A 23,223-nucleotide genomic window follows, 5' to 3' on the forward strand; every position below is an offset into this window, starting at 1 on the left:
GAAGCCCGGACAGCCGACATTGGCAGACCGCCAGAGCGGAATGTCGATTCAGCCTAGTGCATGAGCAGCAGGGGCGCGGGCGCGACGTCGAGCATGAAACGCGTGACGCCGCCGAACAAGGTTTCGCGCAGCCGCGACCGGCCAAAGGCGCCCATGACGACCAGCCCGGCGCCGATCTCGTCGGCGACGCGAACCAGCACTTCTTCGGAAGCATCCATTCCCTTCGCCTCGCGGCGCAGCTCGCCGTGGACGCCGTGCCGCGACATATAGCGCAGCGCATCCTCTGCCGCGACGCGGCCGTCGTCGTCGCCAACCGTCACCAGCGTGACCGAGGCGGCGTCACGCATCAGCGCCACGCCGGCGCGCAGCGCGCTCGCCGCCTGCGGACTGCCGTTCCACGCCACCATCACCGGCGCGTCGAGGTCGATCGGTGGCGCTTCAACGGGCAGCGCAAGAACCGGCACCGGGACCGTAAGCGCCAGGTCGGCGGCGATGGTCGACGCATGCCGCCCTCGCCGGTCGGCCGCGCCAAGCGAGACGAGGGAAAGATCGGCCAGCGTCGCAGCAAGCGCCATCGTCGACAGCGCATCGCCGTCCGCCACCGCAATGTCCCATGGCACATCCTCGCGCTCGAGCTCGGCGCGCAGTCGCTTTTCCAGCTCGGCATCGGCGATCTGGGCCTGCGCCAACTGCTCTTTTGCCAGATAGACGCCGCCGAACGGATCGGCTGCGATAAATTGCTGATAGGGCGAACTGATCAGAAAGCTGAGGTGCGAGCCAAAGCGGCGACCGATCGCCAGCGCGCTTTCGATCCGCGTGGTCAAGCCTTCGTCGCCCGCGGCGTGAATGAGGATATTCTTCATCGTCCAGTCTCCTGCGAGGGGATGAGATTGGATCATTTGCGGGATCGTATCATTGATCCGCGTCAACCCGCGAGCGACTTTCGCGGCGGGGTGGTCACCGCGGCAGCCGTCGCTTGCCGGGGGTCGCCTTTATGCGCGATCGGTCAGGAAATGTCGACCGCGTCGTTCCAGCGCAGATATTGCCCGCGAAAGTGAATGCCGATGAGACGGCCGGTCCGGACGTCGATCACCGGCGATCCCGAATTGCCGCCCAGCGTCGAGCTGTCGTGACGCAGCAGGTAATTGGCGGTGTCACGCAGCATGATCCGTCCCGGCTGCACACGCTTCACATTATAGATGCCGCGAAAGATGCGGTCCATGACGGCGGCGTCGTTGCGGCGCGAGTCATAGGCGGGATAGCCGATGACCACGACATCACGCTGCGCCGCCAGATTGGCGAGGCCCGCCGGGATCGGGCTGGGACACAGGCCGGGTCGCATCTGCAGGATGGCGATGTCGAAGCGATCATGGACGCCCCAGATACCCGTCACCGGCACATCGGCGACCGCGGTGCTGCCGATCTCCTGCCGGAAATCGGCGCGCACCGCGACGCCGTCGTGGATGCGCCAGCCGCGGCCGGGTTCGTAGGACGCGAACTCCTGCACAACATGGCGATTGGTCGCGACGAGGTCGGGCGCGACGACAAAGCCGGTGCCGACCCAGTCGAGCGCGATGCCGCCCTCCGTTTCGATCCGGCATGTCCGCGCAATCGCCCGGTCGATCCCCGCGCGATAGGTTTCAAGATGCCGCCATTCTTCCGGCGGCGGCAGAAAGGTGCCGTCCTGCACCAGCAGCGCGGGGCGCAATTCGGTGTGGACGATCGCCTCCAGCGTATCAACCTCGCCCGGCGACAGCGCGGCGGCGGGCAGTTCGGGCGACAGGCGTTCGGTCAGCGCGACCAGTTCGTCCTGCGCGATTCCGGCGGCGCCCACCGATTCCTGCGCCTTCGTCACTTCGCGCCGCGCAATCGTTTGGCCGTGCTGCAACCAGCGGGGCCGGTCACGCCGGACGAGGTCGAGCAGGCAGCGGGACCGTTCGTCGCTTTGCATCATGTTTCTCCCGGATCGAGCGGCGCGATCAGCTCGGCCAGGACGCGCGCCGGCCTCAGACGGGTTCCGAGCCACTGCCGCAGGCTCGGCGGACAAAGCCCCGCTTCGATCATCCTTGCCTCTTCGCCGCCCAACGCGCGGCGAAACCCGCCAAGATCGAGAAAGGACTCGCCCCGCGCGAGGTGGATCAGCGCGAGCAGGTCGGGCCGCAGAAGCTCGCCGCCCGCCACATCGGGGGGCAGCTTGCGAAACGGGCGCCAACCGAGCAGCGCGGCGCCGCGCTCTTCGATGCTCAGCGGACAGCGGGCAACCGGCCGAGCGAGCGGCCGCCGGTCGATGACCGGCACCGCCATCGCGTCGCGCATCCAGTGGAGCAGGCCAAGCGAGGCATGGATCGACCCCGCTGCGCCGTTCGTCGCGCGATGCCCGACGCCGCGGCTCAGCCACAATATGTCGCCGGGGACGAGCGCGATGTCGGCGGCGCCCGCATCGCGCTCGACCGCAAAAATCTTGGCGCCCGCCAATTGCAGGATCAGTACGTCGTGCGGGTCGCGGTGCCATTCCAGTCCCGGCGCGCCCGGCGCGCCCGCATAGACATTCACCTGGGCGGGCTGGCGCGCCGCCCCCTCGAACGCGCGCGCCAGCCGGTGCCAGTGGAAATCGAGGCTGTCGACTTTCTGGAACACGACGGTGCCGCCGCTGTCGATCGTCTCGGCCACGCGGTCGGCGTCGACGATCGCTTCGCCCAGATTGCGCGCGGCGACGGTGCCCGCGCAGCTGTCGAACGCGCGTATCTCGTCGCGGCCGGGCCGGGGTCGCAGCGTGGCCGCGAGCCGCTTGGCGACCGCTCTGGGTTGCCCGCGCCAGACCGCCCCGCCACCGCGCAGCAGGCGCACGCCTGCGGCAACCTCAACCGCCGACGCAGCCGCGTCGAGCAGTGGGGCGACGGCACGCGCATCGCTGCCGCAAAGCAGGCGCACCCGATCGACGGCGGGCGGCGGCGCCATGTCAAGCATCGGCGGCCCTCTCCATCGCGCGCACGACCCATCCGCCCGCCGCCGCGATATCGCCCGGCGTCAGGTCGGCAAATGCGAACTGGCGCGCCAACGCCCCGCGCGATGACGGAGGCGGCACCATGGCGCCGCGGCGCCGCGCCACGGGCCATTCGGACAGCGGAAGGTCGGCGAGCGGCCCCAGCAGGGCCGCGCCGTCCAGCCCCGCGCCCGGCAGCACCGCTCCTCGCGCGACCAGCCAGCCGAGCGCCGCCTCGCGCCGCGCCGCGATCAGCGCCGCATCGATTCCGGTCCTGGCCGCCGCCCCGGCCGCCACGATCCGGCCGCTTCCGTCGGCGACCAGCACCAGCGCGACGGGCAATGGCGCCGCGATGCGGAAACCATGCCCGGAAAGCTTGCCGATCCGCACCGGACCCAACGGCTTTGCGCGGCGTGGCCCGCCCCGCGCCAGCGCGTCGATCGCGCTTCGTTCGATCATCTCATGCGCCGCCGCGCGCAGCGCGCGATTGCGGTCGAACGCAAAGCCGAGTCCCCTCGATGACGCGGGAAGCACTGGCCGCCCGCGCCGGTGAAAGGGCAGCCACGCCGCCGCCGCATCGCCATGACCGCAGGGCGTGCCGCGCCAGTCGGTCAGCGCGACGCGCTCACCACTGCCCGGCGGCACAAGCGCGGCGCCATAGCGTTCGAGCATCTCGCCGGTCGCGCGCGCCACCGCGTCGCAGCGGCGCCATCCCGCGCCAAGCCCCAGCGCGACGTCGGCGGCCGCTCCCAGCGCACGCACGTCGCACCCTTTGGCCACCGCGATCCAATGCCGAACCTCGGCGAAATAGCGCGTCGACAGTTCGGCGAGCGGCCCGGCGCCGGGGACGAGCAGCCGCTTGCGCCGCTCGCCCGACGGCAGCGTCTGGCAGGTGCAGCCCGGAAGCGCGAGCAACGCGCCGCGCGGCGCAGCGGCCACGCCGAGCGAAGCGCGGCGCGCGGCCGCACAGGCACGGCAGGCAACCGCGGCGGCACTCATGCGCTCAGCCTTTCGGCGGTCGCGAGCGCCGTGAAATGATCGAACACCGGAGCCAGCCCACAACAGCGCCCAGTCTCGCCGCGCAGCGCGGCGATATGGCTCTCGTGCGGACACCAGCCTTTGCAATGGCCATACCAGGCGCACGACCGCAGCCGCAGCCAGCGCTCGGCCTCGCGCTGCTTCAGCGCCGCCATCCCGGCGCTTGCGCGAATATCGGCAAAGCTGCGCTCGGCCAGATTGCCGAGCGCGTGGCTGGCCGACCCCAGAAACTTGTCGCAGTGGCGCACCGTGCCGTCGGGCTCGATCCCGAAATAACCGCCAAGGCAGGGGCCGTTGAGCTCGCAGAAACCCGTCGGCTGGCGCTGCCATGCCGCGTGCAGCGCGTCGATCTCGCGGACGTCGAAGCGCAGGTCGGGGCGTGTGCGGAGCAGGTCGAACAGACGAATCAGGAAATCGGAAAAGGCGGCGGGCGGCAGATAGGGGCCCTCGCCGGTCCCCGCGTCGGGCCGCACGGGCAGGAATCCCGCTGCGTGGACACCCGCGTCGACCAGTTCGCCGACCAGCCTTTCGATCGGATAGGCCGCGATCTCCGGCGTCACGACGATCAGCACCCCGGCAAAGATGCCCGCTTCGCGCAGCCGCGCGATCCCGTCGATGACGGCATCGAACGATGCGCCTCCGCGCGCCGTGCGCCGCTGGCGGTCGTGGATCGCGCGCGGTCCGTCGAGGCTGACGCTGACCTTGAAGTCGAACAGCCGCCACAGCGCGACCGCCCGGTCGGGCAGCGCGGCGGCGTTGGTCTGGATCGAATTGGTAAATATCTGCCCCTGCCGCCGCAGTCGCGCCTGTAGCCACAGAAAGCCCAGCATCTTGCGCACGCCGAGCAGGCTGGGTTCGCCGCCGTGCCAGATGAAGCGCGCCGCCGCGATCGACCGGTCCTCGGCGACGCGCCGCACCATCAGCGCCTGCGTCGCCGCGGTCATCTGGTTCCCCGGCCCTTCGCGCCAGTCGGTGCAATAGGTGCAGCGCAAATTGCAATGCCGGGTCAGCTTCGCGATCAGCACGAGACTGCCCAGGCCCGTCGGCGGCCCCTCGACGGGCATCGGTTCGGCCGCCGCGAAGGCCGGGTCGGTAAGGCCGAGCGCGGGCGCGGGAATCATCGCCAGCCCGCTCGCAGGCGCAGCGCCCAGATGGATCAGCCGGTCGAACGCCCGTGCGTCATCGGGCGCCAGCCGGGCGCGCAGCCAGCGGCGCGTTTCATTGAGCGCAGCAAGCGCCGCGGCGCCGTCGCTGCCCGCGGGACGCAAGGCGGGCTTGGCGCGCGGCGCCTGCCCGACCTCGGGCGGCAGTTCGTCCGTTTCGGCGCAAGCCGGCGGCACCGACGCCCCCGGCCGCAGGAAGGACAAGAGGTCACGCGCGCGATCGAGCAGCAGCGCCGCGACCGCATCGCGCTCCGGCCGCAGCATGGCCGCGAGCCGCGCGGGCCTCTCGGCCCCGATCCCCGCTTCGGCGGCCTCGATCGTCGCGGCGTTCATCGCCGCCGCGCCGGCAGCGCCAGCGACAGATGCAGCCCGCCTTCGCTCGCGATCAGCCCTTCATGGCTCAGCAGGCGCAGCGAGCGCTCGACGCGCTGGAGCGGTTCGTCGATCAGCTCGGCGACACGCCCGGCGCTCAGCGGCTTTTCGAGCAGCGCCTGGAAAATGCGCGCGTCGCGTCCGGTCAGGCGCGTCAGCCGCGGTTCGGGCGCGTGGCGGCTGTCCTCGACGGTGACGACGCCGGGCGACGAGAAATAGCGCAGTTGCGGGCGCCAATCGCGCATCCACGCCTCTTTCCAGACCCCGATCGCCTCGGCCATGCCGTCGAAATCGCGGTCGGCCAGCGTGTTTTCCAGCTCATATTCAAAGAAATAGGCGATTGCCTCCTTGTCGATCCGCGCGGGCACGATGAAGTCGAGCGAGCGTTCGGGCTTGCGGCATGTCTTGGGAAAGCTCGCTTCGTCCTTGAACAGCGGGCTATAGCGTTCGAGCCACACGCGCAGCCCCGCCGAGGGTGGCTGCAAATGGTGCAGATGGCGGAACAAATCCGCCTGTTCGGCATAAAATTCGGTTTTTTCGCCCGGAAAGCCCCACAGCACGTTCCAGCTCACCGCGACGCCATAATGGGCCGACCAGCGCAGCAGGTTGACATTGTCGAGCCCGCGCACGCCTTTGCGCATCAGCTTCAGCACCGGGGTCGACAGGCTTTCGATTCCCGGCTGAATCGTGCGGATTCCCGCATCCGCCATGTCGCGAATCTCGTCGGGTTTCAGGTTCGATTTGACCTCATAGAAAATGTCATAGGTCGCATCCGCCGCCGACAGCCTGGGCAGCAGCGCGCCGCGATAATCGCGATCGATGATGTTATCGACAGCCTCGAAATGATAACTCCGATGCCGCTCGGCGAGCTCGGCAAGCTCGGTCCACACCCGGTCAGGCGACTTCGACCGGAACTTCATCGTCAGCGCGTTGAGCCCGCAAAAGACGCAGTGGCTATGCTCACCCCACCAGCATCCGCGCGCGCTTTCAAAGGGGATACGGACGTCGTTGCGCAGCCCGATCTGGACGAGGCCCAGATATTCGGCGCGATCGAAATATTCGGTGTAATCGGGGGTCGGATTGCAATCGAGCGCGGTGATCATCTTCGCGGGTTTGTTCTGCCGCACCGTCCCGTCATCGTCGCGCCAGCTCAGCCCGGTGACGCGGTCGATCCCCTCGCCCGCGTCAATGGCACGGAGCAGCGCCGGAAAGCTGTCGTCGGCCTCGCCGCTCAGCACCAGCTCGACCTCGGGCACATGCGCGATCCATTCGGCCGCCATGTCACGCTCGAAATTGGCGCCGCCGAACAGGAAGCGCGCCCGCGGCAGCATCGATCGCAGCCGCCGGGCAATCGCAATCGCCGCCGCAGTCTGTTGAAAGGTCGAGGTGAAACCGACGACCGTTGGGTTCGATCGCGCAATCTCTTCGGCCGCCAGCCGGACGAAGCGCGGCACCACATCGCGCCGGACGATCAACAATTGCTCGGCGTCCTTGAGGTCGAAAGCCGCGAGCATCGCGCGTCCGTCGGGATCGGGCGCATCGGGACCGAAAGCCTTGACCGAAAACAGCCAGTCGCCCACCGCCACGCCGCGATCATTGGCGATCCGCTCGTAAAATTCGCTGCCGATCATCACCGCAAAATCGAGGAACAGATGGTGCGTTCGCGCACTCCAGCCGCACTGGCGTGCGAGCGCGGCGAGCAGGCCGACCTGGATCGAGGGGCGGCGAAAGGAGTTGAAGGGGGCGGCGACCAGCGCGATCGAATGAACCGATCGCGCCGACGCCACTTCCTTCGCCTCTGGCGCAGCCTCCTGCGAGACGGCCGCGCGGCGGCGCGACCTCTTGACGGGGGCATTCATGACGAACCTTCCGGCTTAACGCCCGAATCCCCCGGGCAGGCCGCCCAACGGCCCCGGATTGACAACCGCACCGCCAAAGGCCGGGTTGGTGCGCCATCCGCCAAGCTGGTCGGTCGCCAGATCCTTCGACCAGTCGACGCCGACGCAGGCGACGCCGACGCCCACACCGACCGAATCCATCACGTCGCCTCCAGGTGACAGGATACTGCCGAGCCGACCCTGCTCGACCTTGGTAAGCCCCTGGAAAGCGTCGGACAGTTTAACATCGCGAATGCGCGCCGCATTGGCGACCTTGATCGTGCGGATATTCTCGATCGACGGCCCCTCGGTTGCCAGCACCTGCTGGAAATGATGCGCCGCCGCCCCCAGAATGCCGAGAAAATAGAGCCGCTGTCGGTCGGTCAGGCGGCTGTCAAGGTCTTCCAGCGCATCGCCGATCTTGTCGAGCTCCTCGCCTGTGAGTTCGATCGTCGTTGAAGGTCCGGACATGCCGCCCGAACCGTGAAGCGCTTCAATTATCTGCTTGATCTGTGCCTCGATCGCATCGAGGCGGGCGGCCACCGAAGTGGATGATTTTGACTCTGCCACGTGTCGTCTCCTGCAAGCAACGGACGCGACCCAGGCATTTTCTGTTTTGCTAACAGTCGGTAATAAAGATTTCGGTCGAGTTGCCGGACGTGGTTAATTGATGATTGCCCCTGCTTGCCGCTTCACCGCACCGCCGCCGGGTCACGTCCCGGCGTTGAATTCGGCGACGAGGTCGAAACGGTCGCCGCGGAACAATTGCCGGACGTGAGTGACGACGCGGCCAGCACGCCAGGTGGTGCGATCGAGCTCGAGGCAGGCGGCGCGCATCGTCACGCCGAGTTGCGCCGCCTCGCTCCGCGTCGGCGTCACCGCCCGGATCACATGGCGCGCCTCGGTCCACGGAATATGGCCAAGCAGCCAGGTGCCGGGCGCTTCCGCCCGAAAGTCGGCATTCGCCGCATCGGGCACCTCGTCGAGCGCGATGAAGCGCGTTTCCAGCGCGAAAGCTTCGCCCGCTGCGAAATGTATCCCCTCGACGCGCAGCGCAGGCGGCGGGCACTGCGCCACCCCGTCCGATTCGATGCGCATCGCGTTCAACGACCAGCGATAGGCTTCACCCCGCGCGGCGATCAGTTCGGCTAGGTCGGGCACCGCCATCACCGCCGAATGGACCGGCGGGTGCGCGACGAAGGTGCCCGCCTTGCGGCGGCGCTCGACCAGCCCGGCCGCGGCGAGTTCGCCCAGCGCCTTGCTCACCGTCGCGCGCGCACAGCCATGGCGCGCGGCAAGTTCTTGTTCGGTCGGTACGCGGTCGCCGGGGCGCCATTCGCCCGAGCGGATCGCCGCGGCGATCTCGTCGCGAATGCGCCGCGCGGGGTTCATGCGAGCAGCCGGTCGAGGCAGGCGCGATAGGCGGCGGCGATAGCGTCCGCCGCGATATGGCGCCCCTTTTCGACGCGCTTTTCGCCCGCGCGCCACACGCAATCGATCGCCCCGCCGCGCGCCGCGAAGATCCAGCGGTCGAGCAGGGTCGCCTCGTCGGTCCCGGCGAAGGAAGGATGATCGAGGTCGAGCGATACGATGTCGGCGGCCTGGCCGACGGCGAGCCCCGCGGGCACGCCGAGCGCCTGCGCGCCGCCGTGGACGGCACGGCCGAACAGATTGGCGCCGACGAAGGGCGCGGCTTCATCCGCCAACAGCGCCCGCGCGCGATGCGCCAACCGCTGTGAGTATTCGAGCGCGCGCAGTTCGCCCGCCGCATCGATCAATATGTTGCTGTCGGTGCCGACCCCGAAGCGCCCGCCTGCCGCGAGATAATCGACCGCCGAGAAGATGCCGTCGCCAAGATTGGCCTCGGTGATCGGGCACAGCCCCGCCACCGCACCGCTGGCGGCAAGGCGCAGCGCTTCGCTCTCGTCGAGATGGGTCGAATGAATCAGGCACCAGCGCTCATCGACTCCCGCGTTGTCCAGCAACCATTCGACCGGTCGCGCACCGCTCCAGGCGATGCAATCGGCAACCTCCTTCACCTGCTCGGCGGCATGGATATGCACCGGCCCGGTCGGTGAGATTTGCAGCAGCGCCGCCAATTCGCCCGGCGTCACCGCGCGCAGCGAATGCGGGGCAACGCCGATATTGGCGTCGCCGACGAGCTTTGCCCGCGACGCGTCGAGCAGTGAGGCAAAGCCGTCGATGTCATTGAGGAAACGCCGTTGGCCGTGGCTCGGCGCCGCCGCGCCGAAATTGCCATGCGCGTAAAAGACGGGCAGCAGCGTCAGGCCGATGCCCGTTACCGCGCTCGCCTCGACGATCGCGCCCGCCATCTCGGCCCGGTCGGCATAGGGTGCCCCCGCCGGATCGTGGTGGAGATAGTGGAACTCGCCGACGCGCGTGAAGCCGCCTTCGAGCATCTCGGCATAGGCCTGCGCGGTGATCGCCGCGACATCCTCGGGCGTCAGCCGGTCGAGGAAGCGGTACATGATCTCGCGCCAGCTCCAGAAATTATCGTCCGGGCGGCTGCGCCGTTCCGAAAGCCCCGCCATGCCGCGCTGGAAACCGTGGCTGTGGACGTTGCACAGGCCGGGCAGCGCGGCGCGGTGGCGCTCTTCGCCCGCCACCGCCGCAACCCCGGTTTCGATCGCTTCGATCCGCGTGCCCGCGATGCGGAGCCGCACGTCCTTTTCCAACCGATCGCCGATCCACGCGCGCTCGAACCAAAGCGAAGCCATCATCCGTCCTCATATTATGTCTAGACATAATGACGCATCGGCGCGAGACTGTCCAGATGGAGCAACGCTGGACGAACGCCCGACTCGCGACGATGGCCGGAGACGACCTCGGCCTGATCGACGACGGCGTGGTCGCGGCGAAGGACGGGCGGATCGTTTATGCGGGGCCTGCCGCAGACGCGCCGACGACCGACGCGAAGGTCCATGACTGCGAAGGCCGCCTGATCACGCCGGGACTGATCGATTGCCACACCCACCTGGTCCACGGCGGCAACCGCGCCAACGAATGGGCGATGCGGCTCAAAGGGGCGACTTACGAGGAAATCGCGCGCGCCGGCGGCGGGATCGTCTCGACGATGCACGCAACGCGCGAAGCCAGCGAGGCCGAACTGGTCGCGAGCGCCCTTCCCCGCCTCGACGCGCTGATCGCCGAGGGCGTCACGACGATCGAGATCAAGTCGGGTTATGGACTTCGGGTCGATGATGAACTGAAGATGTTGCGCGCCGCGCGGGCGCTCGGGGAGCATCGCGCGATCCGCGTCGAGCCGACCTTCCTCGGCGCCCACACGCTGCCCCCCGAATATCGAGGCGACGGCGACGCCTATATCGACCTCGTCGTGGGCGAGATGATCCCGGCCGCTGCATCACTTGCCACCGCGGTCGATGCCTTTTGCGAGGGCATCGGCTTTTCGCCGGAACAGTGCGAGCGCGTCTTTGTCGCCGCGCGGGCCTATGGGCTCAAGGTCAAGCTTCACGCCGAACAATTGTCGGCGCTGAGCGGCAGCGCGCTCGCGGCGCGGCATGGCGCATTGTCCGCCGACCATCTCGAATATGCGACCGAAGAGGATGTGCGCGCGATGGCCGAAGCGGGCACCGTCGCGGTGCTGCTCCCCGGCGCCTTTTATTTCACGCGCGAGACGAAGCTGCCGCCGGTGGACGCGATGCGCCGCCTCGGCGTGCGGATCGCGCTCGCAACCGACAACAACCCCGGCACCTCGCCGACGACGTCGCTGCTGCTGATGCTCAACATGGGCGCGACGCTGTTCGGGCTGACGGTGGTCGAAGCGCTGCGCGGGGTGACGGTCAACGCCGCGGCCGCGCTCGGCTTGTCGGAGGAGATGGGGACGCTCGAAGCCGGCAAGGCCTGCGATCTTGCGATCTGGAACGTGAACGACCCCTCCGAGCTTGTCTACCGCGTCGGCTTCAATCCGCTTCACCAACGCATCAAGGATGGACAATGATCATCAACCCTGGCGCCATGACACTCGCGGACTGGCGTGCGATTTACGAAGGCGCCAGCGCAAAGCTGAGCGCGGATGCGTGGGATGCCATCGACGCCAGCGCCGCGGCCGTGGCGCGCATCGTCGCCAAGGGCGCGCCCGTCTATGGCATCAACACGGGCTTTGGAAAGCTCGCGAGCGTACGCATCGCCGACGACGAACTCTCGACGCTCCAGCGCAACATCGTGCTCAGCCATGCCGCGGGCACCGGCGCGCCATCGCCAGCGAAGATTGTTCGCCTGATGATGGCGCTGAAGCTCGCGAGCTTCGGTATCGGTGCGTCGGGTGTGAAACGCGAGACGGTCGCAATGCTCGAAGCGATGCTGGCGAAAGGCCTGACGCCCGTCGTCCCGTCGCAGGGGTCGGTCGGCGCGAGCGGCGACCTGGCGCCGCTGTCGCATATGGCCGCGGCGATGATCGGCGTCGGCGCAATCGAGGTTGGCGGGCAAACCCTGCCCGCCGCCGAAGCGCTTGCGCAGGCGAATCTCACACCGATCGAGCTTGGCCCAAAGGAAGGGCTGGCGCTGCTCAACGGCACCCAATTTTCGACCGCCAATGCGCTGGCGGGCCTGTTTCGCGCTGAAACGCTGTTCCGGTCGGCTCTGATTACGGGCGCGCTGTCGACCGAGGCGGCCAAGGGTTCCGACGCGCCGTTCGACGCGCGCATTCACGCGCTGCGCGGCCACGCGGGGCAGCGCGAGGTCGGCGAGGCGCTCCGTCGCCTGATGGCGGGATCGGCGATCCGCGCGTCGCACGCGGTCGACGATCCGCGCGTGCAGGATCCCTATTGCCTGCGCTGCCAGCCGCAGGTGATGGGCGCCGTGCTCGACCTGCTCCGGCAGGCGGCGGCGACGCTGGCGATCGAAGCCAATGGCGTCTCGGACAATCCGCTGATCTTCGCGGACACCGACGAGGCGCTGTCGGGCGGCAATTTCCATGCCGAACCCGTCGCCTTCGCCGCCGACATGATCGCCATGGCGCTGTGCGAAATCGGCTCGATTGCCGAGCGCCGCATCGCAATGCTCGTCGACCCCGCGCTGTCGGGCCTCCCCGCTTTCCTGACGCCGCGCCCCGGCCTCAACTCGGGCTTTATGATCCCGCAGGTCACCGCCGCCGCGCTGGTCAGCGAGAACAAGCAGCGCGCTTACCCCGCGAGCGTCGATTCGATCCCGACCAGCGCCAATCAGGAGGATCATGTGTCGATGGCCGCCCACGGCGCGCGCCGCCTGCTCGACATGGCCGACAATGCGAGCGCGGTGATCGGCATCGAATTGCTCGCGGCCTGTCAGGGGATCGACTTCCACGCCCCGCTCAAATCGAGCGATGTGCTGGAGTCCGCGCGCCAGCATCTTCGCGCCGCTGTCCCGACGCTCGAGGACGACCGCCATTTCCATCCCGATATGGAAGCGGCGATGGCGCTGATCCGCGACGGCAGCCTGGTCGCTGCGGTTCCCGCCAATCTGCCGGGAGTCGCCTGATGGACTGGCTGCGCGTCCATCGCGGCGACGCGCCGCTCGTCATCGCCTTCCCGCACGGCGGGACCGACTTGGCGGGGCTCGACGAACAATTCGTCTCGCCATGGCACACTCAGATCGACACCGACTGGTGGATTGCGGAGCTTTACGCCTTTGCCGCCGATATGGGCGCGACGCTGGTTGCGACCGACGTTTCGCGCAGCGTGATCGACATGAACCGCGACCCGTCGGGCGCGTCGCTCTATCCAGGTCAGGCGACGACCGAACTCTGCCCGACAACGACCTTCGATGGCGAACCCCTCTATCGCTTCGACCAGCCCGACGAAACATCCATCACCCAGCGGCTTAATCTTTATCACCGCCCCTATCATGAGGCGCTGACCGCCGAGCTCGACCGGCTGAAAGCCGCGCACGGTTGCGTCGTCCTCTACGATGCCCACTCGATCCGCAGCCATGTCCCGCGCCTGTTCAACGGCGAATTGCCGCAATTCAACATCGGCACCAACGGGGGCGCGACATGCGCACCCGAACTCGAAACCATCGTCGCGAACATCTGCGCGGCGAGCGGCCACAGCCATGTCGTCAACGGGCGTTTCAAGGGCGGCTGGACGACGCGCCACTATGGCTGCCCCGACGATGGCATCCATGCGATCCAGATGGAGCTGGCGCAGCGCGGCTACATGGCCGAGCCCGCCGCGATCACTCACGCCAACTGGCCCTCCCCCCTCGACCCCAATCCCGCGATCCGGCCCGTTCTGGAGCAAGTGATCGCCGCGACCCTCGATTTTGCGAAAGGACGTACATGACCCGTCTCGACAACAGCCGCGTGATCCGCCCGGCAACCGGCGCCGAAATCACCGCCAAAAGCTGGCTCACCGAAGCACCGATGCGGATGCTGATGAACAATCTGCACCCCGACGTGGCCGAGGCGCCGCACGAGCTGGTCGTCTATGGCGGGATCGGCCGCGCCGCGCGCGATTGGGAAAGCTATGACCGCATCGTCGAGACGCTGAAGCGATTGAACGACGACGAAACGCTGCTGATCCAGTCGGGCAAGCCCGTCGGCGTCTTCCGGACGCACGAGAATGCGCCGCGCGTGCTGCTCGCAAATTCGAACCTCGTCCCCGAATGGGCGAATTGGGAGCATTTCCACGAGCTCGATCGCAAAGGGCTGATGATGTACGGCCAGATGACCGCAGGCAGCTGGATATATATCGGCAGCCAGGGCATCGTGCAGGGCACGTACGAAACCTTCGTCGAAATGGGCCGCCAACATTATGGCGGCGACCTTTCGGGCCGCTGGCTGCTCACCGCCGGGCTTGGCGGCATGGGCGGCGCGCAGCCGCTCGCGGCTGTGATGGCGGGCGCAAGCTGCCTCGCGATCGAATGCCAGCCGAGCCGCATCGAGATGCGCCTGCGCACGGGCTATCTCGACAAGCAGGCATCGAGCATCGACGAAGCGCTGGCGATGATCAAGGCAGGCCATGCCCAGGGGCAGCCCGTGTCGGTCGGCCTGCTGGGCAACGCCGCCGAAATCCTGCCCGAGATGGTCCGCCGCGGCATCCGCCCCGACCTGCTCACGGACCAGACCTCGGCGCACGATCCCGTGAACGGCTACCTCCCCGCGGGCTGGAGCCTCGAACAATGGTTCGCGAAGCGCGAGAGCGATCCCGCCGCCGTCGCAAAGGCCGCGAAGGCATCGATGGCGGTGCATGTCCGCGCGATGCTCGACATGCAGGCGGCGGGCGTGCCGACGACCGACTATGGCAACAACATCCGCCAGATGGCAAAGGATGAGGGGGTCGAAAATGCCTTCGACTTTCCCGGCTTCGTCCCCGCCTATGTTCGCCCGCTCTTCTGCCGCGGCATCGGCCCCTTCCGCTGGGCGGCGCTGTCGGGCGATCCCGAGGACATTTACAAGACCGACGCCAAGGTGAAGGAACTGCTTCCCGACAACAAGCACCTCCACAACTGGCTCGACATGGCGCGCGAGCGCATCCGGTTCCAGGGCCTGCCTGCGCGCATCTGCTGGGTCGGGCTTGGCGATCGCCACCGCCTCGGGCTCGCGTTCAACGAGATGGTGGCATCGGGCGAACTCAAAGCGCCCGTCGTCATCGGCCGCGACCATCTCGATTCGGGCTCGGTCGCCTCGCCGAACCGCGAGACCGAAGCGATGCGCGACGGATCGGATGCGGTCAGCGACTGGCCGCTGCTCAACGCGCTGCTCAACACGGCGTCAGGCGCAACCTGGGTGTCGCTCCACCATGGCGGCGGCGTCGGCATGGGTTATTCGCAGCACGCCGGGATGGTGATCGTCGCCGACGGCACGCCCGAAGCGGCAAAGCGGCTCGAGCGAGTGCTATGGAACGATCCGGCGTCGGGCGTGATGCGCCACGCCGACGCGGGTTATGACATCGCCATCGCCTGCGCCCGCGAGAACGGCCTCGATCTTCCGAGCATTTAGATGACTCGTCGCCCCCGCGAAGGCGGGGGCCGCAATCGGCCTGTTCCTAAGTCGCTGCGTAACCCGACAGCGGCCCCCGCCTTCGCGGGGGCGATGGATCTCTTCATCCGTCATCCCGGCGAAGACCGGGATGACGATCAAACGAGGGGGAACAGTGTGTGACGCCCCGATAGGGCTTGGCGCCCAAAGCTTCGCATCCTAAGGCTGTCCCCAACGATCAGGGAGAGCCGAACACCGATGTCCGAAGTCCAGCCGCCAAGCCATCCCGAAATCCGCGAGGCGGTGCGCCGCCTGTGCGCCGATTTTCCGGGCGACTATTGGCAAAGGCTCGACCGCGACCGCATCTATCCGACCGAGTTCGTCCGCACGCTCACCCAAGCGGGCTTCCTGTCGGTGCTCATCCCGGAACAATATGGCGGGTCTGGCCTCGGCCTTGGCGCGGCGACCGCCGTGCTCGAGGAAATCCACCGATCGGGCTGCAACGGCGGTGCGTGCCACGCGCAAATGTATACGATGGGCACGCTGCTCAAGCACGGGTCGGAGGCGCAGAAGCAGAGCTGGCTGCCCGCGATCGCGCGCGGCGAGCTGCGCTTGCAGGCCTTTGGCGTCACCGAACCGACCGCCGGCACCGACACGACGCGCATCCGCACCTTTGCCAAGAAAATCGGCGACAAATATATCGTCAACGGCCAGAAAATCTGGATCAGCCGCGCCGAGCATTCGGACCTGATGATCCTGCTCTGCCGCACCACGCCGCGCGAGCAATGCACCAAAGCCTCCGACGGAATGAGCGTGCTGCTCGTCGACATGCGCGACGCGGTGGGCAAGGGTCTGACCATCCGTCCCGTCCGCACGATGCTCAACCATGCGACGACCGAGCTGTTTTTCGACGACCTCGAAGTCCCCGCCGCCAATCTGATCGGCGAGGAGGGCAAGGGGTTTCGCTATATCCTCTCGGGCATGAACGCCGAGCGCATCCTGATCGCGTCCGAATGTATCGGCGACGGCCGTTTCTTCGTCGACCGCGCGGCCGCCTATGCCAGGGACCGCTCGGTCTTTGGCCGCGCCATCGGCGAGAATCAGGGCGTCCAGTTCCCCATCGCGCGCGCTTATGTCCAGATCGCCGCGGCTGCCGAAATGGTCGACAAGGCCGCGCGGCTGTTCGACGCCGGAACGGATTGCGGCACCGAAGCGAACATGGCGAAGATGCTGGCGTCCGAAGCCAGCTGGTACGCGGCCGACATGTGCGTCCAGACGCACGGCGGCTTCGGCTTTGCCGAGGAATATGATATCGAGCGCAAGTTCCGCGAGACGCGGCTCTATCAGGTTGCGCCGATCAGCACGAACCTGATCCTGAGTCATGTCGCGACGCACGCGCTGGGCCTGCCCAAGAGTTTCTGATGGACGATTATTCCGCCTGGGTCGGTCGCAGCGAGACGCGCGAGGATGTCGCGACCGCCGCGCCGCTTGCGGGCCTTGCGGCGCTTCTCGACCACGATATGCCGCCATGGGCGCCGGGTATGGTTCCGCCGCTCGGCCACTGGCTCTATTTCCTGCCGACCGCGCGCCAGTCGGCGATCGGCGAGGACGGCCACCCGCGCCGCGACGAACACGGCCTGCTGCCACCCGTGCCGCTCCCGCGCCGCATGTGGGCAGGCAGCCGCATCGACTTCCTGGCGCCGGTTCCGATCGGCGCTGCGCTGACGCGCGTGACGACAATCGACGCGATCAGCCCCAAGCGCGGCAGGGGCGGCGACCTCTTGTTCGTGACGCTGCGTCACGAGATTTTCGCGAATGGCATCTCAGCGATTCGCGAAGAACAGGATATCGTGTTTCGCGAGGCCGCGGGATCTGCTCCCGCCGCAGCACCGCCCGCGCCCGTCAGCCCCGAACCCGCCGATGCCGTCCGCAGCATCATGGCCGACCCGGTGCTGCTCTTCCGCTACTCGGCGCTGACATTCAACGCGCACCGCATCCATTATGACCGCGACTATGCCCGCGATGTCGAAGGTTACGCCGGGCTCGTCGTCCACGGCCCGCTGATCGCGACGCTGCTGATGGACCATGGCCTGCGCGCCGGACTGATCCCCCGCAGCTTTGCCTTTCGCGCCGAGGCACCGCTCATCGACGGGGCGCCCTTCGACCTCTGCCTTGCGCGCGACGAACAGGATACCCGGCTATGGTCGCGCGACGCGACCGGACGCCGAACGATGCGTGCGACGCTGACCTGAAGCGAATGCCGAAGACCCGAGGCCGATAATCCGGTTCATCTCCAGCGTCGTCGAACCGCGGATGCGATGGTGCGCCCGACAGGATTCGAACCTGTGGCCCCCAGATTAGGAATCTGATGCTCTATCCTGCTGAGCTACGGGCGCGCCGGGGTCCGTGTAGCGGGGCCGCGCGTTCAGCGTCAATCAACTTGGATCAATTAACGGCATCGGGCGGCACGATGGGGACAAGCAGAGGCATGGCGGCGATGCCGTCTTCGCGCAACGCCTCGGCCTCCTCAGGCGACGCCTGGCCGTGGATCAGTTTTTCCGCCACACGTCCCTCGTGCATCGCGCGCGCCGCGGCAGCGAAATCGCGGCCGACCCAGCGCGAATGCGGCAGCATCTCGGCCTGCCGGGCGGCGATTTCGGCAATCACGCGGCGCATAAGCGCGGGCGACGGTTCGCCGTCGACGGGCTCCGCCGCCGGGGGTTTCGATACGATCTGCTGGTTCGACTTTACCCCGACGCGCGGCGCCATCACGGCCTTTCTGACGTCGCTGTCACCACAAACCGGACAAGCGATCAGCCTCCGCGCCTGCTGATCGACAAAGCTGTCGCTGCTCGCGAACCAGGCTTCGAACCGATGATCGCCAGCGGCGCAGCAAAGATCGAACACGATCATGGCTGCGTCTCCTAGGCGCGTCCGATCAGCGCGTCGAGTTCGCCCTTCGCCTCGAGCGCTGCGAGGTCGTCGCTGCCGCCAACGTGTCGGTCGTCGATAAACACCTGCGGCACCGTGCGCCGCCCGCCCGCGCGCGCGACCATGGCCTCGAATCCCGCGCGGTCCATCGTCACGTCGATTTCGCTGAAATCGGCGCCCTTGCCATCGAGCAGTCGCTTGGCCCGCGTACAATAGGGGCAGAATGCCTTGGTATATACTTCGATCTTGGCCATGTGCCTATCCTGTCATCCTGCGGTCCATATCGGAATCCAACGAGGCAATGTCAATTTCGTTGCCGGTTGCCGCATCGGGCACGACACGCGCCCAGGTGAGCGCCGACACGCGCGCCGCGCCGCTGCGGCGCAGCGCGCGCGCGGCGGCGCGCAGCGTTGCGCCGCTTGCATGGACATCATCGACCAATATCAGGTGGCGGCCCGCCGCCCGCGCGCTGGCACCGTCGGCGAGCGCAAAGGCCCCTGCAACGACGCGCTCGCGTTCGCGCCGCCCCTTGCCGCGGAGCGAGGCCGTCGCCTTGACGCGCCGCAACAAGTGATGATCGTGCGGCACTCCGGTCAATCGCGTCAGTGCGTCGGCGATAAGCGCCGCCTGATTGAACCCGCGCGACCAGAGCCGCCAGCGATGCAGCGGCACCGGGACGAGCAGCATCGCGTCGATCGGTCCCAGCGTCGCGAGCGACCGCGCCATCAGGCGCGCCATCAGGCGGGCGTGCCCCGTCCGACGACCATATTTAAGGCGCAGCGCCACCGTCCGCGCCACCGGGCCATAAGCAACGGCGGCCGGCGCGCCCGCGAACGGCGGCGCGTCAGCCAGGCAGGCGCCGCACATCATCCGCTCGCCGGGCAGCGCCAATGGAAGCGGCAGCGAACAGGAGGCGCAGCAGGGGTCACCCAGAAAATCGAGCGACGACCAGCAGGCGAGGCAAAATTGATGATCCTCGCCAACGACCGCGCCGCATCCGGCGCAACGGGGCGGCAGCGCATAATCAATGATCGCGCGCGCGGTGACACGGAGAAGCTGCCACGCGGTGCCATTCGCAACGTCCGATATTGTCCCATCCTCCGTCGCGCTCGTCATCGTCCGCTTGTGAAGCATCGCCGGGGACGGCACAAGCGGCGCATGTCGCAGCCGCCCCGTCCACTTTTTTCCCCTGCCCGCCACCGCGCACAGCGGGACCGCCTGGCGCGCCTGCCCGCCAACGCCAATTTCCTTGCACCGATCGTCGCCGAAACGCTGCTCGACCGGCTGGCGATGGTCACGCGCGCCTTTCCGCGCACGCTGGTCGTCGGCGCGCACGATGCGGCGCTCATCGACCGGCTGCGCGCGACCGGCACCGACCTTTGCATCATCGAAGCTGCGCCGCGGCTCGCCGCGCGGATGGGTGCCATTCCGGTCGAGGCCGACGCGATCGACCTGCCTTTTGGAAGCTTCGAGCTGATTGTCTGGCCGGGCGGGCTCGACAGCGTCAACGACGTGCCCGGCGCGCTGCTGCGCCTGCGCGCGCTGCTCGCGCCCGACGGGCTGCTGCTCGGCGCCTTCGTCGGCGACGGCAGCCTGCCGCGCCTGCGCCGCGCGGTGATGGCCGACGGGGTGCGCCCGATCGCGCGAATGCACCCGCAGATCGACCTTGCCGCGATGGGCAATCTGCTCCAGCGCGTCGGCTTTGCGCTGCCCGTCGTCGATGTCGAGGCCCTGAGCGTGCGCTATGGCGACTGGTTCGCGCTGGTGCGCGACCTGCGCGCCGCGGGTCTGTCGAGCCGTCTCGACCCCGCGCCGCCGCCGCTGACGCGCGACGAGGCGGCGCGCATCGCCGCCGCCTTCGCCGCCGCCGCCAATCCCGATGGCCGCATCGCCGAAGCCTTCCGCATCGTCCATTTCAGCGGCTGGGCGCCGCACCCCGACCAGCCGCAGCCCGCGCGGCGGGGCAGCGGCACCGCGTCGCTGGCGGAGGCGTTGAAGCCGCATGAGGGAAGGGAGAGATAATCTCTCGCGAAGGCGCGAAGGGAGTAGCCGTCGATGCCAGGGTGTGGCCACCATTAATTGAAAAGACCATGTACCCCCGCGAAGGCGGGGGTCCATCTCCCGTCGGCTCAGCATGGCACCGATCGGAGATGAACCCCCGCCTTCGCGGGTACACACAGTTTTTCCGTGCAGCGCTTGGATTCTGTCACTCGCGCGATCGACCCATTTGTCAGATCAACGCCTCCAGCAATCCGATCAGCGGCTTGTCGGCGGGCGGCATCGCGAGGCCGTGAAGCTCGACCGGGCGCACCCAGCGCAGCGCGCTTGCGTGGCGCGCCACCGGCGTTCCACGCCATTTGCGGCAGACATAAAGCAACAGGAGCAAATGTCGGTCGCCGAGCATGTCGCTCGCGAAGCAGGCGGGCGCGAGGCACGCCTGATCTATGTCGATACCCAGTTCCTCGTCGAGCTCGCGGATCAATCCCGCCTCGGGCGTCTCGTCGGGTTCGATCTTACCCCCCGGGAACTCCCACAGCCCCGCCATCGCCAGCCCCTCGGGCCGCTGCTGGACGAGCAGTCGGCCGTCGCGGTCGACGAGCGCCGCGGCGACGACGAGAAGCGAGGTTTTTGGCGGTTTTCCGGGATCCAGCACGGACAAATTGTTAACCTTCCTATGCAAATATCGGCATCCTCGGGAACTATATGTCAGCGAGGGGTGGAACAATGCGCAATCTTTACAGGCTGATGCGGTCGACCAGGGCCGCAACAGCCGTCGAATATGGGCTGATCCTGGCCCTTATCTTTCTGGCGGCAGTAGTCGCCGTAGGCAATGTCGCAACTTCAACCAACAACATGTGGAACAATGTATCGACCGCCGCGGCGGAGAATCTTTAAGGCAAGGCGTTCCATCTTGGGGCCCGGAAGCACCGGTCCCTACAAGGCCGTTAAGATTTTCAAAACCTATTAGACCTAAACCGCCAATGTTGACCCAGACCAGACCGTCAACAGGGTAAGTGAAATCAGGAGACCAGTCATGAAGTTCATCAAGAAGTTCGTTCGCGACACCAAAGCCGCCACCGCCATCGAATATGGCCTGATCGCGGCCCTCATCGCCGTCGCCGGCATCACGGCGATGACCGCTGTCGGCGAGGGCGTCGGCAACACCTTCAACGCGGTTTCGAACGAACTCAACTAATCGCGTTCAGTCACGCAACAGGCGTGAAACGAAACAGAACAGGGCGGTGGGTCATCCCACCGTCCTTTTCTTTGCCATCGGCGTCGGCGACCTACCGATTGGCGTAGACAATGATTTTCACCTTCTGCCCCGGCGTAAGGCGACTCGATGCGGTCAGCCGATTGAGAACCTGAAACCGTTCGGTCTGATAATCACTGTAGGCCATCCGTCGCGCGAGGCTGGCCACCGTGTCGCCGCGCCCCACGGTGACGACATCGACGCGACGCGGCCGGATCGCGGCGGCTTCGGACGTGCTCAGTCGCCGCACGCTAGCGAACATCGGGTCAAAGACGCTGCTGCGCCCCGCTTGCGTTAGCGTGACGAAATGAAACGCCTGGCTGGGCGAAAACTCATAAGCGAAAACGGTGACATCGACCTGCCCCGACTGGCTGTTGACGCGCGCGGTCGAATAATAGGCCGGAATCCCGTTCACCGTCGTGCGCTGGATCGTTCCCGGGCTGATCGCCATATTGCCCGCGACGGCGCGAAACACCGACGCGATATAGGCGTTCATGTCACCGCTATAGGGGGCGGTCGAAAACTGCCCCTGGCCGCCATTGCCGCTGATCGACACCGCCGCCGTGCCATTCTGCATCACATAACCGCTGGGGACGGTAAAACGGAGGCGAAGATCAGGGTGCAGGAAATTGCGCCCTTCGACCACGCCTTGCGCGGGATCGTCGCCGTAGAGCACGCCATCGACCGACGCCAGAAAGGCGTCGGCGTTGCGCATGCCGCCAGCGCCGACGCGATTGGCGAGCGATTGCGCGTTGCGCACGCGCGACGCAGGGTCGGGGTGTGTGCTCGCCCATTCGGGCAGCGAACGGGCATTGCCGCCTGCAAGGCGGGCGTCGAGGCTGGTCTGGTTGGCGAGACTCGCGAGCATCGTCGACAAGGCCATCGGATCATAGCCCGCACCGCGCAGATACTGGACGCCCAGCTGGTCGGCCTCCAATTCCTGGCTGCGCGAAAAGCCCAGCGTTGCGAGCTGCGCGATCCGCATCGAATTATTCTGGAGCAGCCCGCCAAGCCCACCGAGCAGCCCGCCATTGTCGCCGATCGCGCTCCCGAGTACGGCGCCGAGAATGCCGAGGATCGAGTTGCGCGTCGCCGCCGACTGGCGCTTCTTGCTGTGCTGCGCGGCGACGTGGCCGACCTCGTGCCCCAGCACGCCCGCCAGTTCGGCCTCGTCGTTCATCAGCGCCATCAACTGCCGCGTCACATAGACATAGCCGCCGGGGATCGCGAAGGCATTGTTCACCGGCGAATTGAGCAGCGTGACAGTAAAGTCGCTGGGCGAACGCGACAGGCCCGACTGGACGGCGATATTCTGTCCGACACGATTCACATAGGACGCCTGCGGCCCGCTATAGGCGCCGCCAAACTCCTGCAGCAGTTGCGGATGCGCCTCGTCGCCCTGCTTGCGTTCGGCGGGCGAGATGCTCGTCGCCGTCTTGATCGGTTTCGTCCGCGCGTCGGCCGTGCCGTTCATCCCGCCGCCGCCCGCTGCCGCACAGCCCGCCAGAATCGCGGCGATCGTCGTCACTGTCGTCAACCGGCCCATGATCGCGCCTCCCACCTTTGTTGCCATCGTCCAGAATATCCCTATCGTTCCATAGGACAAGCGTGGGCCAGGGACCGTCGCTTGCCCGTTATGCAAAGAGGGAACGCCGGCGGGGTGGATCGGG

Annotated in this window: 23 protein-coding genes and 1 tRNA gene; 9 read left to right on the forward strand and 15 right to left on the reverse strand. The window is 67.4% G+C overall.

What is annotated here, in order from left to right; all coding sequences use genetic code 11:
• Window positions 1–53: 53 nt before the first annotated feature.
• The 9 genes from SPYCA_RS09750 to SPYCA_RS09790 form a co-directional block, all read right to left on the reverse strand.
• Window positions 54–863, reverse strand: a complete 810-nt coding sequence (locus tag SPYCA_RS09750) for a universal stress protein (RefSeq protein WP_120219993.1) — start codon at window positions 861–863, stop codon at window positions 54–56.
• Between the two features lie 143 nt (window positions 864–1,006).
• A complete protein-coding gene (locus tag SPYCA_RS19260; protein WP_232003256.1) occupies window positions 1,007–1,954 on the reverse strand; it encodes a trypsin-like serine peptidase in 948 nt (315 codons plus the stop codon).
• Window positions 1,951–2,967 (reverse strand): JmjC domain-containing protein, encoded by a 1,017-nt coding sequence (locus SPYCA_RS09760; RefSeq protein WP_120219994.1) that lies wholly within the window; start codon window positions 2,965–2,967, stop codon window positions 1,951–1,953. Before SPYCA_RS09760 ends, SPYCA_RS19260 begins: the two co-directional genes overlap by 4 nt.
• Entirely contained in the window at window positions 2,960–3,982 is a 1,023-nt protein-coding gene (locus SPYCA_RS09765; RefSeq protein WP_120219995.1) for a hypothetical protein, read from the reverse strand. Before SPYCA_RS09765 ends, SPYCA_RS09760 begins: the two co-directional genes overlap by 8 nt.
• Window positions 3,979–5,517: a radical SAM/SPASM domain-containing protein gene (locus SPYCA_RS09770; protein WP_120219996.1), complete on the reverse strand. Its 1,539-nt coding sequence runs from the start codon at window positions 5,515–5,517 to the stop codon at window positions 3,979–3,981. Before SPYCA_RS09770 ends, SPYCA_RS09765 begins: the two co-directional genes overlap by 4 nt.
• Complete coding sequence (locus SPYCA_RS09775; protein WP_120219997.1) at window positions 5,514–7,415, reverse strand: RiPP maturation radical SAM C-methyltransferase; 1,902 nt, start codon at window positions 7,413–7,415, stop codon at window positions 5,514–5,516. The genes SPYCA_RS09770 and SPYCA_RS09775 overlap by 4 nt, the downstream gene beginning before the upstream one ends.
• A gap of 15 nt (window positions 7,416–7,430) precedes the next feature.
• Window positions 7,431–8,003, reverse strand: a complete 573-nt coding sequence (locus SPYCA_RS09780) for a hypothetical protein (protein ID WP_146625117.1) — start codon at window positions 8,001–8,003, stop codon at window positions 7,431–7,433.
• Window positions 8,004–8,144: 141 nt separating this feature from the next.
• Window positions 8,145–8,825, reverse strand: coding sequence for a UTRA domain-containing protein (locus SPYCA_RS09785; RefSeq protein ID WP_120220000.1), 681 nt, complete (start codon window positions 8,823–8,825; stop codon window positions 8,145–8,147).
• Window positions 8,822–10,171, reverse strand: coding sequence for a formimidoylglutamate deiminase (locus SPYCA_RS09790; protein WP_120222255.1), 1,350 nt, complete (start codon window positions 10,169–10,171; stop codon window positions 8,822–8,824). The genes SPYCA_RS09785 and SPYCA_RS09790 overlap by 4 nt, the downstream gene beginning before the upstream one ends.
• 29 nt (window positions 10,172–10,200) lie before the next feature.
• On the opposite strand from SPYCA_RS09790, the gene hutI reads away from it, so the two are divergent.
• The 6 genes from hutI to SPYCA_RS09820 all read left to right on the forward strand — a co-directional run bounded on the left by hutI (window position 10,201) and on the right by SPYCA_RS09820 (window position 17,621).
• The gene (gene hutI / locus SPYCA_RS09795) at window positions 10,201–11,412 is read left to right on the forward strand and encodes an imidazolonepropionase (protein WP_120220001.1); all 1,212 of its coding nucleotides are present in this window, start codon (window positions 10,201–10,203) and stop codon (window positions 11,410–11,412) included.
• A complete protein-coding gene (hutH, locus tag SPYCA_RS09800; RefSeq protein ID WP_120220003.1) occupies window positions 11,409–12,929 on the forward strand; it encodes a histidine ammonia-lyase in 1,521 nt (506 codons plus the stop codon). The genes hutI and hutH overlap by 4 nt, the downstream gene beginning before the upstream one ends.
• Window positions 12,929–13,732, forward strand: coding sequence for an N-formylglutamate deformylase (gene hutG, locus SPYCA_RS09805; protein ID WP_120220005.1), 804 nt, complete (start codon window positions 12,929–12,931; stop codon window positions 13,730–13,732). Before hutH ends, hutG begins: the two co-directional genes overlap by 1 nt.
• Window positions 13,729–15,390, forward strand: coding sequence for a urocanate hydratase (hutU, locus tag SPYCA_RS09810; protein WP_120220007.1), 1,662 nt, complete (start codon window positions 13,729–13,731; stop codon window positions 15,388–15,390). Before hutG ends, hutU begins: the two co-directional genes overlap by 4 nt.
• A 237-nt stretch (window positions 15,391–15,627) precedes the next feature.
• On the forward strand, window positions 15,628–16,791 hold the full coding sequence (locus SPYCA_RS09815; protein WP_120220009.1) for an acyl-CoA dehydrogenase family protein: 1,164 nt from the start codon (window positions 15,628–15,630) through the stop codon (window positions 16,789–16,791).
• Entirely contained in the window at window positions 16,791–17,621 is an 831-nt protein-coding gene (locus tag SPYCA_RS09820) for an acyl-CoA dehydrogenase (protein ID WP_120220011.1), read from the forward strand. The genes SPYCA_RS09815 and SPYCA_RS09820 overlap by 1 nt, the downstream gene beginning before the upstream one ends.
• 67 nt (window positions 17,622–17,688) lie before the next feature.
• On the opposite strand, the gene SPYCA_RS09825 is transcribed toward SPYCA_RS09820, so the two are convergent.
• The 4 genes from SPYCA_RS09825 to SPYCA_RS09840 form a co-directional block, all read right to left on the reverse strand.
• A tRNA-Arg gene (locus SPYCA_RS09825) sits at window positions 17,689–17,765 on the reverse strand.
• 49 nt (window positions 17,766–17,814) lie between these two features.
• Window positions 17,815–18,282 carry a DUF1178 family protein gene (locus tag SPYCA_RS09830; protein ID WP_120220013.1) on the reverse strand — a complete coding sequence of 156 codons (468 nt, stop codon included), beginning with the start codon at window positions 18,280–18,282 and terminating at the stop codon, window positions 17,815–17,817.
• Between the two features lie 11 nt (window positions 18,283–18,293).
• The gene (grxC, locus tag SPYCA_RS09835; protein WP_120220015.1) at window positions 18,294–18,554 is read right to left on the reverse strand and encodes a glutaredoxin 3; all 261 of its coding nucleotides are present in this window, start codon (window positions 18,552–18,554) and stop codon (window positions 18,294–18,296) included.
• A gap of 4 nt (window positions 18,555–18,558) precedes the next feature.
• Window positions 18,559–19,416, reverse strand: coding sequence for a ComF family protein (locus SPYCA_RS09840; RefSeq protein ID WP_120222256.1), 858 nt, complete (start codon window positions 19,414–19,416; stop codon window positions 18,559–18,561).
• Window positions 19,417–19,458: 42 nt separating this feature from the next.
• Between SPYCA_RS09840 and SPYCA_RS09845 the strand changes: the two genes are divergently transcribed.
• Entirely contained in the window at window positions 19,459–20,322 is an 864-nt protein-coding gene (locus tag SPYCA_RS09845; RefSeq protein WP_232003257.1) for a methyltransferase domain-containing protein, read from the forward strand.
• A gap of 208 nt (window positions 20,323–20,530) precedes the next feature.
• On the opposite strand, the gene SPYCA_RS09850 is transcribed toward SPYCA_RS09845, so the two are convergent.
• On the reverse strand, window positions 20,531–20,950 hold the full coding sequence (locus tag SPYCA_RS09850) for a (deoxy)nucleoside triphosphate pyrophosphohydrolase (RefSeq protein ID WP_120222258.1): 420 nt from the start codon (window positions 20,948–20,950) through the stop codon (window positions 20,531–20,533).
• A 74-nt stretch (window positions 20,951–21,024) separates the two neighbouring features.
• On the opposite strand from SPYCA_RS09850, the gene SPYCA_RS09855 reads away from it, so the two are divergent.
• Together SPYCA_RS09855 and SPYCA_RS09860 are read left to right on the forward strand one after the other, a co-directional pair.
• Window positions 21,025–21,195, forward strand: coding sequence for a Flp family type IVb pilin (locus SPYCA_RS09855; RefSeq protein ID WP_232003258.1), 171 nt, complete (start codon window positions 21,025–21,027; stop codon window positions 21,193–21,195).
• A 139-nt stretch (window positions 21,196–21,334) separates the two neighbouring features.
• Complete coding sequence (locus tag SPYCA_RS09860) at window positions 21,335–21,496, forward strand: Flp family type IVb pilin (RefSeq protein WP_120220019.1); 162 nt, start codon at window positions 21,335–21,337, stop codon at window positions 21,494–21,496.
• A 91-nt stretch (window positions 21,497–21,587) separates the two neighbouring features.
• Here SPYCA_RS09860 and SPYCA_RS09865 read toward each other — a convergent pair whose 3' ends face one another.
• Window positions 21,588–23,126, reverse strand: a complete 1,539-nt coding sequence (locus SPYCA_RS09865) for a M48 family metalloprotease (RefSeq protein ID WP_120220021.1) — start codon at window positions 23,124–23,126, stop codon at window positions 21,588–21,590.
• Window positions 23,127–23,223 lie beyond the last annotated feature (97 nt).

The sequence above is a fragment of the Sphingopyxis sp. FD7 genome, assembly GCF_003609835.1.
Classification (GTDB): domain Bacteria; phylum Pseudomonadota; class Alphaproteobacteria; order Sphingomonadales; family Sphingomonadaceae; genus Sphingopyxis.

Bases quoted from the DNA above. Each gene is read 5' to 3' on its own strand.
- SPYCA_RS09830 (WP_120220013.1), bottom strand. From the start codon at position 18,282: ATGATCGTGTTCGATCTTTGCTGCGCCGCTGGCGATCATCGGTTCGAA.
- hutI (WP_120220001.1), top strand. From the start codon at position 10,201: ATGACGCATCGGCGCGAGACTGTCCAGATGGAGCAACGCTGGACGAAC.
- grxC (WP_120220015.1), bottom strand. From the start codon at position 18,554: ATGGCCAAGATCGAAGTATATACCAAGGCATTCTGCCCCTATTGTACG.
- SPYCA_RS09765 (WP_120219995.1), bottom strand. From the start codon at position 3,982: ATGAGTGCCGCCGCGGTTGCCTGCCGTGCCTGTGCGGCCGCGCGCCGC.
- hutU (WP_120220007.1), top strand. From the start codon at position 13,729: ATGACCCGTCTCGACAACAGCCGCGTGATCCGCCCGGCAACCGGCGCC.
- SPYCA_RS19260 (WP_232003256.1), bottom strand. From the start codon at position 1,954: ATGATGCAAAGCGACGAACGGTCCCGCTGCCTGCTCGACCTCGTCCGG.
- hutH (WP_120220003.1), top strand. From the start codon at position 11,409: ATGATCATCAACCCTGGCGCCATGACACTCGCGGACTGGCGTGCGATT.
- SPYCA_RS09815 (WP_120220009.1), top strand. From the start codon at position 15,628: ATGTCCGAAGTCCAGCCGCCAAGCCATCCCGAAATCCGCGAGGCGGTG.
- SPYCA_RS09820 (WP_120220011.1), top strand. From the start codon at position 16,791: ATGGACGATTATTCCGCCTGGGTCGGTCGCAGCGAGACGCGCGAGGAT.
- hutG (WP_120220005.1), top strand. From the start codon at position 12,929: ATGGACTGGCTGCGCGTCCATCGCGGCGACGCGCCGCTCGTCATCGCC.
- SPYCA_RS09775 (WP_120219997.1), bottom strand. From the start codon at position 7,415: ATGAATGCCCCCGTCAAGAGGTCGCGCCGCCGCGCGGCCGTCTCGCAG.
- SPYCA_RS09785 (WP_120220000.1), bottom strand. From the start codon at position 8,825: ATGAACCCCGCGCGGCGCATTCGCGACGAGATCGCCGCGGCGATCCGC.
- SPYCA_RS09865 (WP_120220021.1), bottom strand. From the start codon at position 23,126: ATGGCAACAAAGGTGGGAGGCGCGATCATGGGCCGGTTGACGACAGTG.
- SPYCA_RS09760 (WP_120219994.1), bottom strand. From the start codon at position 2,967: ATGCTTGACATGGCGCCGCCGCCCGCCGTCGATCGGGTGCGCCTGCTT.
- SPYCA_RS09770 (WP_120219996.1), bottom strand. From the start codon at position 5,517: ATGAACGCCGCGACGATCGAGGCCGCCGAAGCGGGGATCGGGGCCGAG.
- SPYCA_RS09855 (WP_232003258.1), top strand. From the start codon at position 21,025: ATGCGCAATCTTTACAGGCTGATGCGGTCGACCAGGGCCGCAACAGCC.
- SPYCA_RS09790 (WP_120222255.1), bottom strand. From the start codon at position 10,171: ATGGCTTCGCTTTGGTTCGAGCGCGCGTGGATCGGCGATCGGTTGGAA.
- SPYCA_RS09845 (WP_232003257.1), top strand. From the start codon at position 19,459: ATGTCGCAGCCGCCCCGTCCACTTTTTTCCCCTGCCCGCCACCGCGCA.
- SPYCA_RS09750 (WP_120219993.1), bottom strand. From the start codon at position 863: ATGAAGAATATCCTCATTCACGCCGCGGGCGACGAAGGCTTGACCACG.
- SPYCA_RS09840 (WP_120222256.1), bottom strand. From the start codon at position 19,416: ATGACGAGCGCGACGGAGGATGGGACAATATCGGACGTTGCGAATGGC.
- SPYCA_RS09860 (WP_120220019.1), top strand. From the start codon at position 21,335: ATGAAGTTCATCAAGAAGTTCGTTCGCGACACCAAAGCCGCCACCGCC.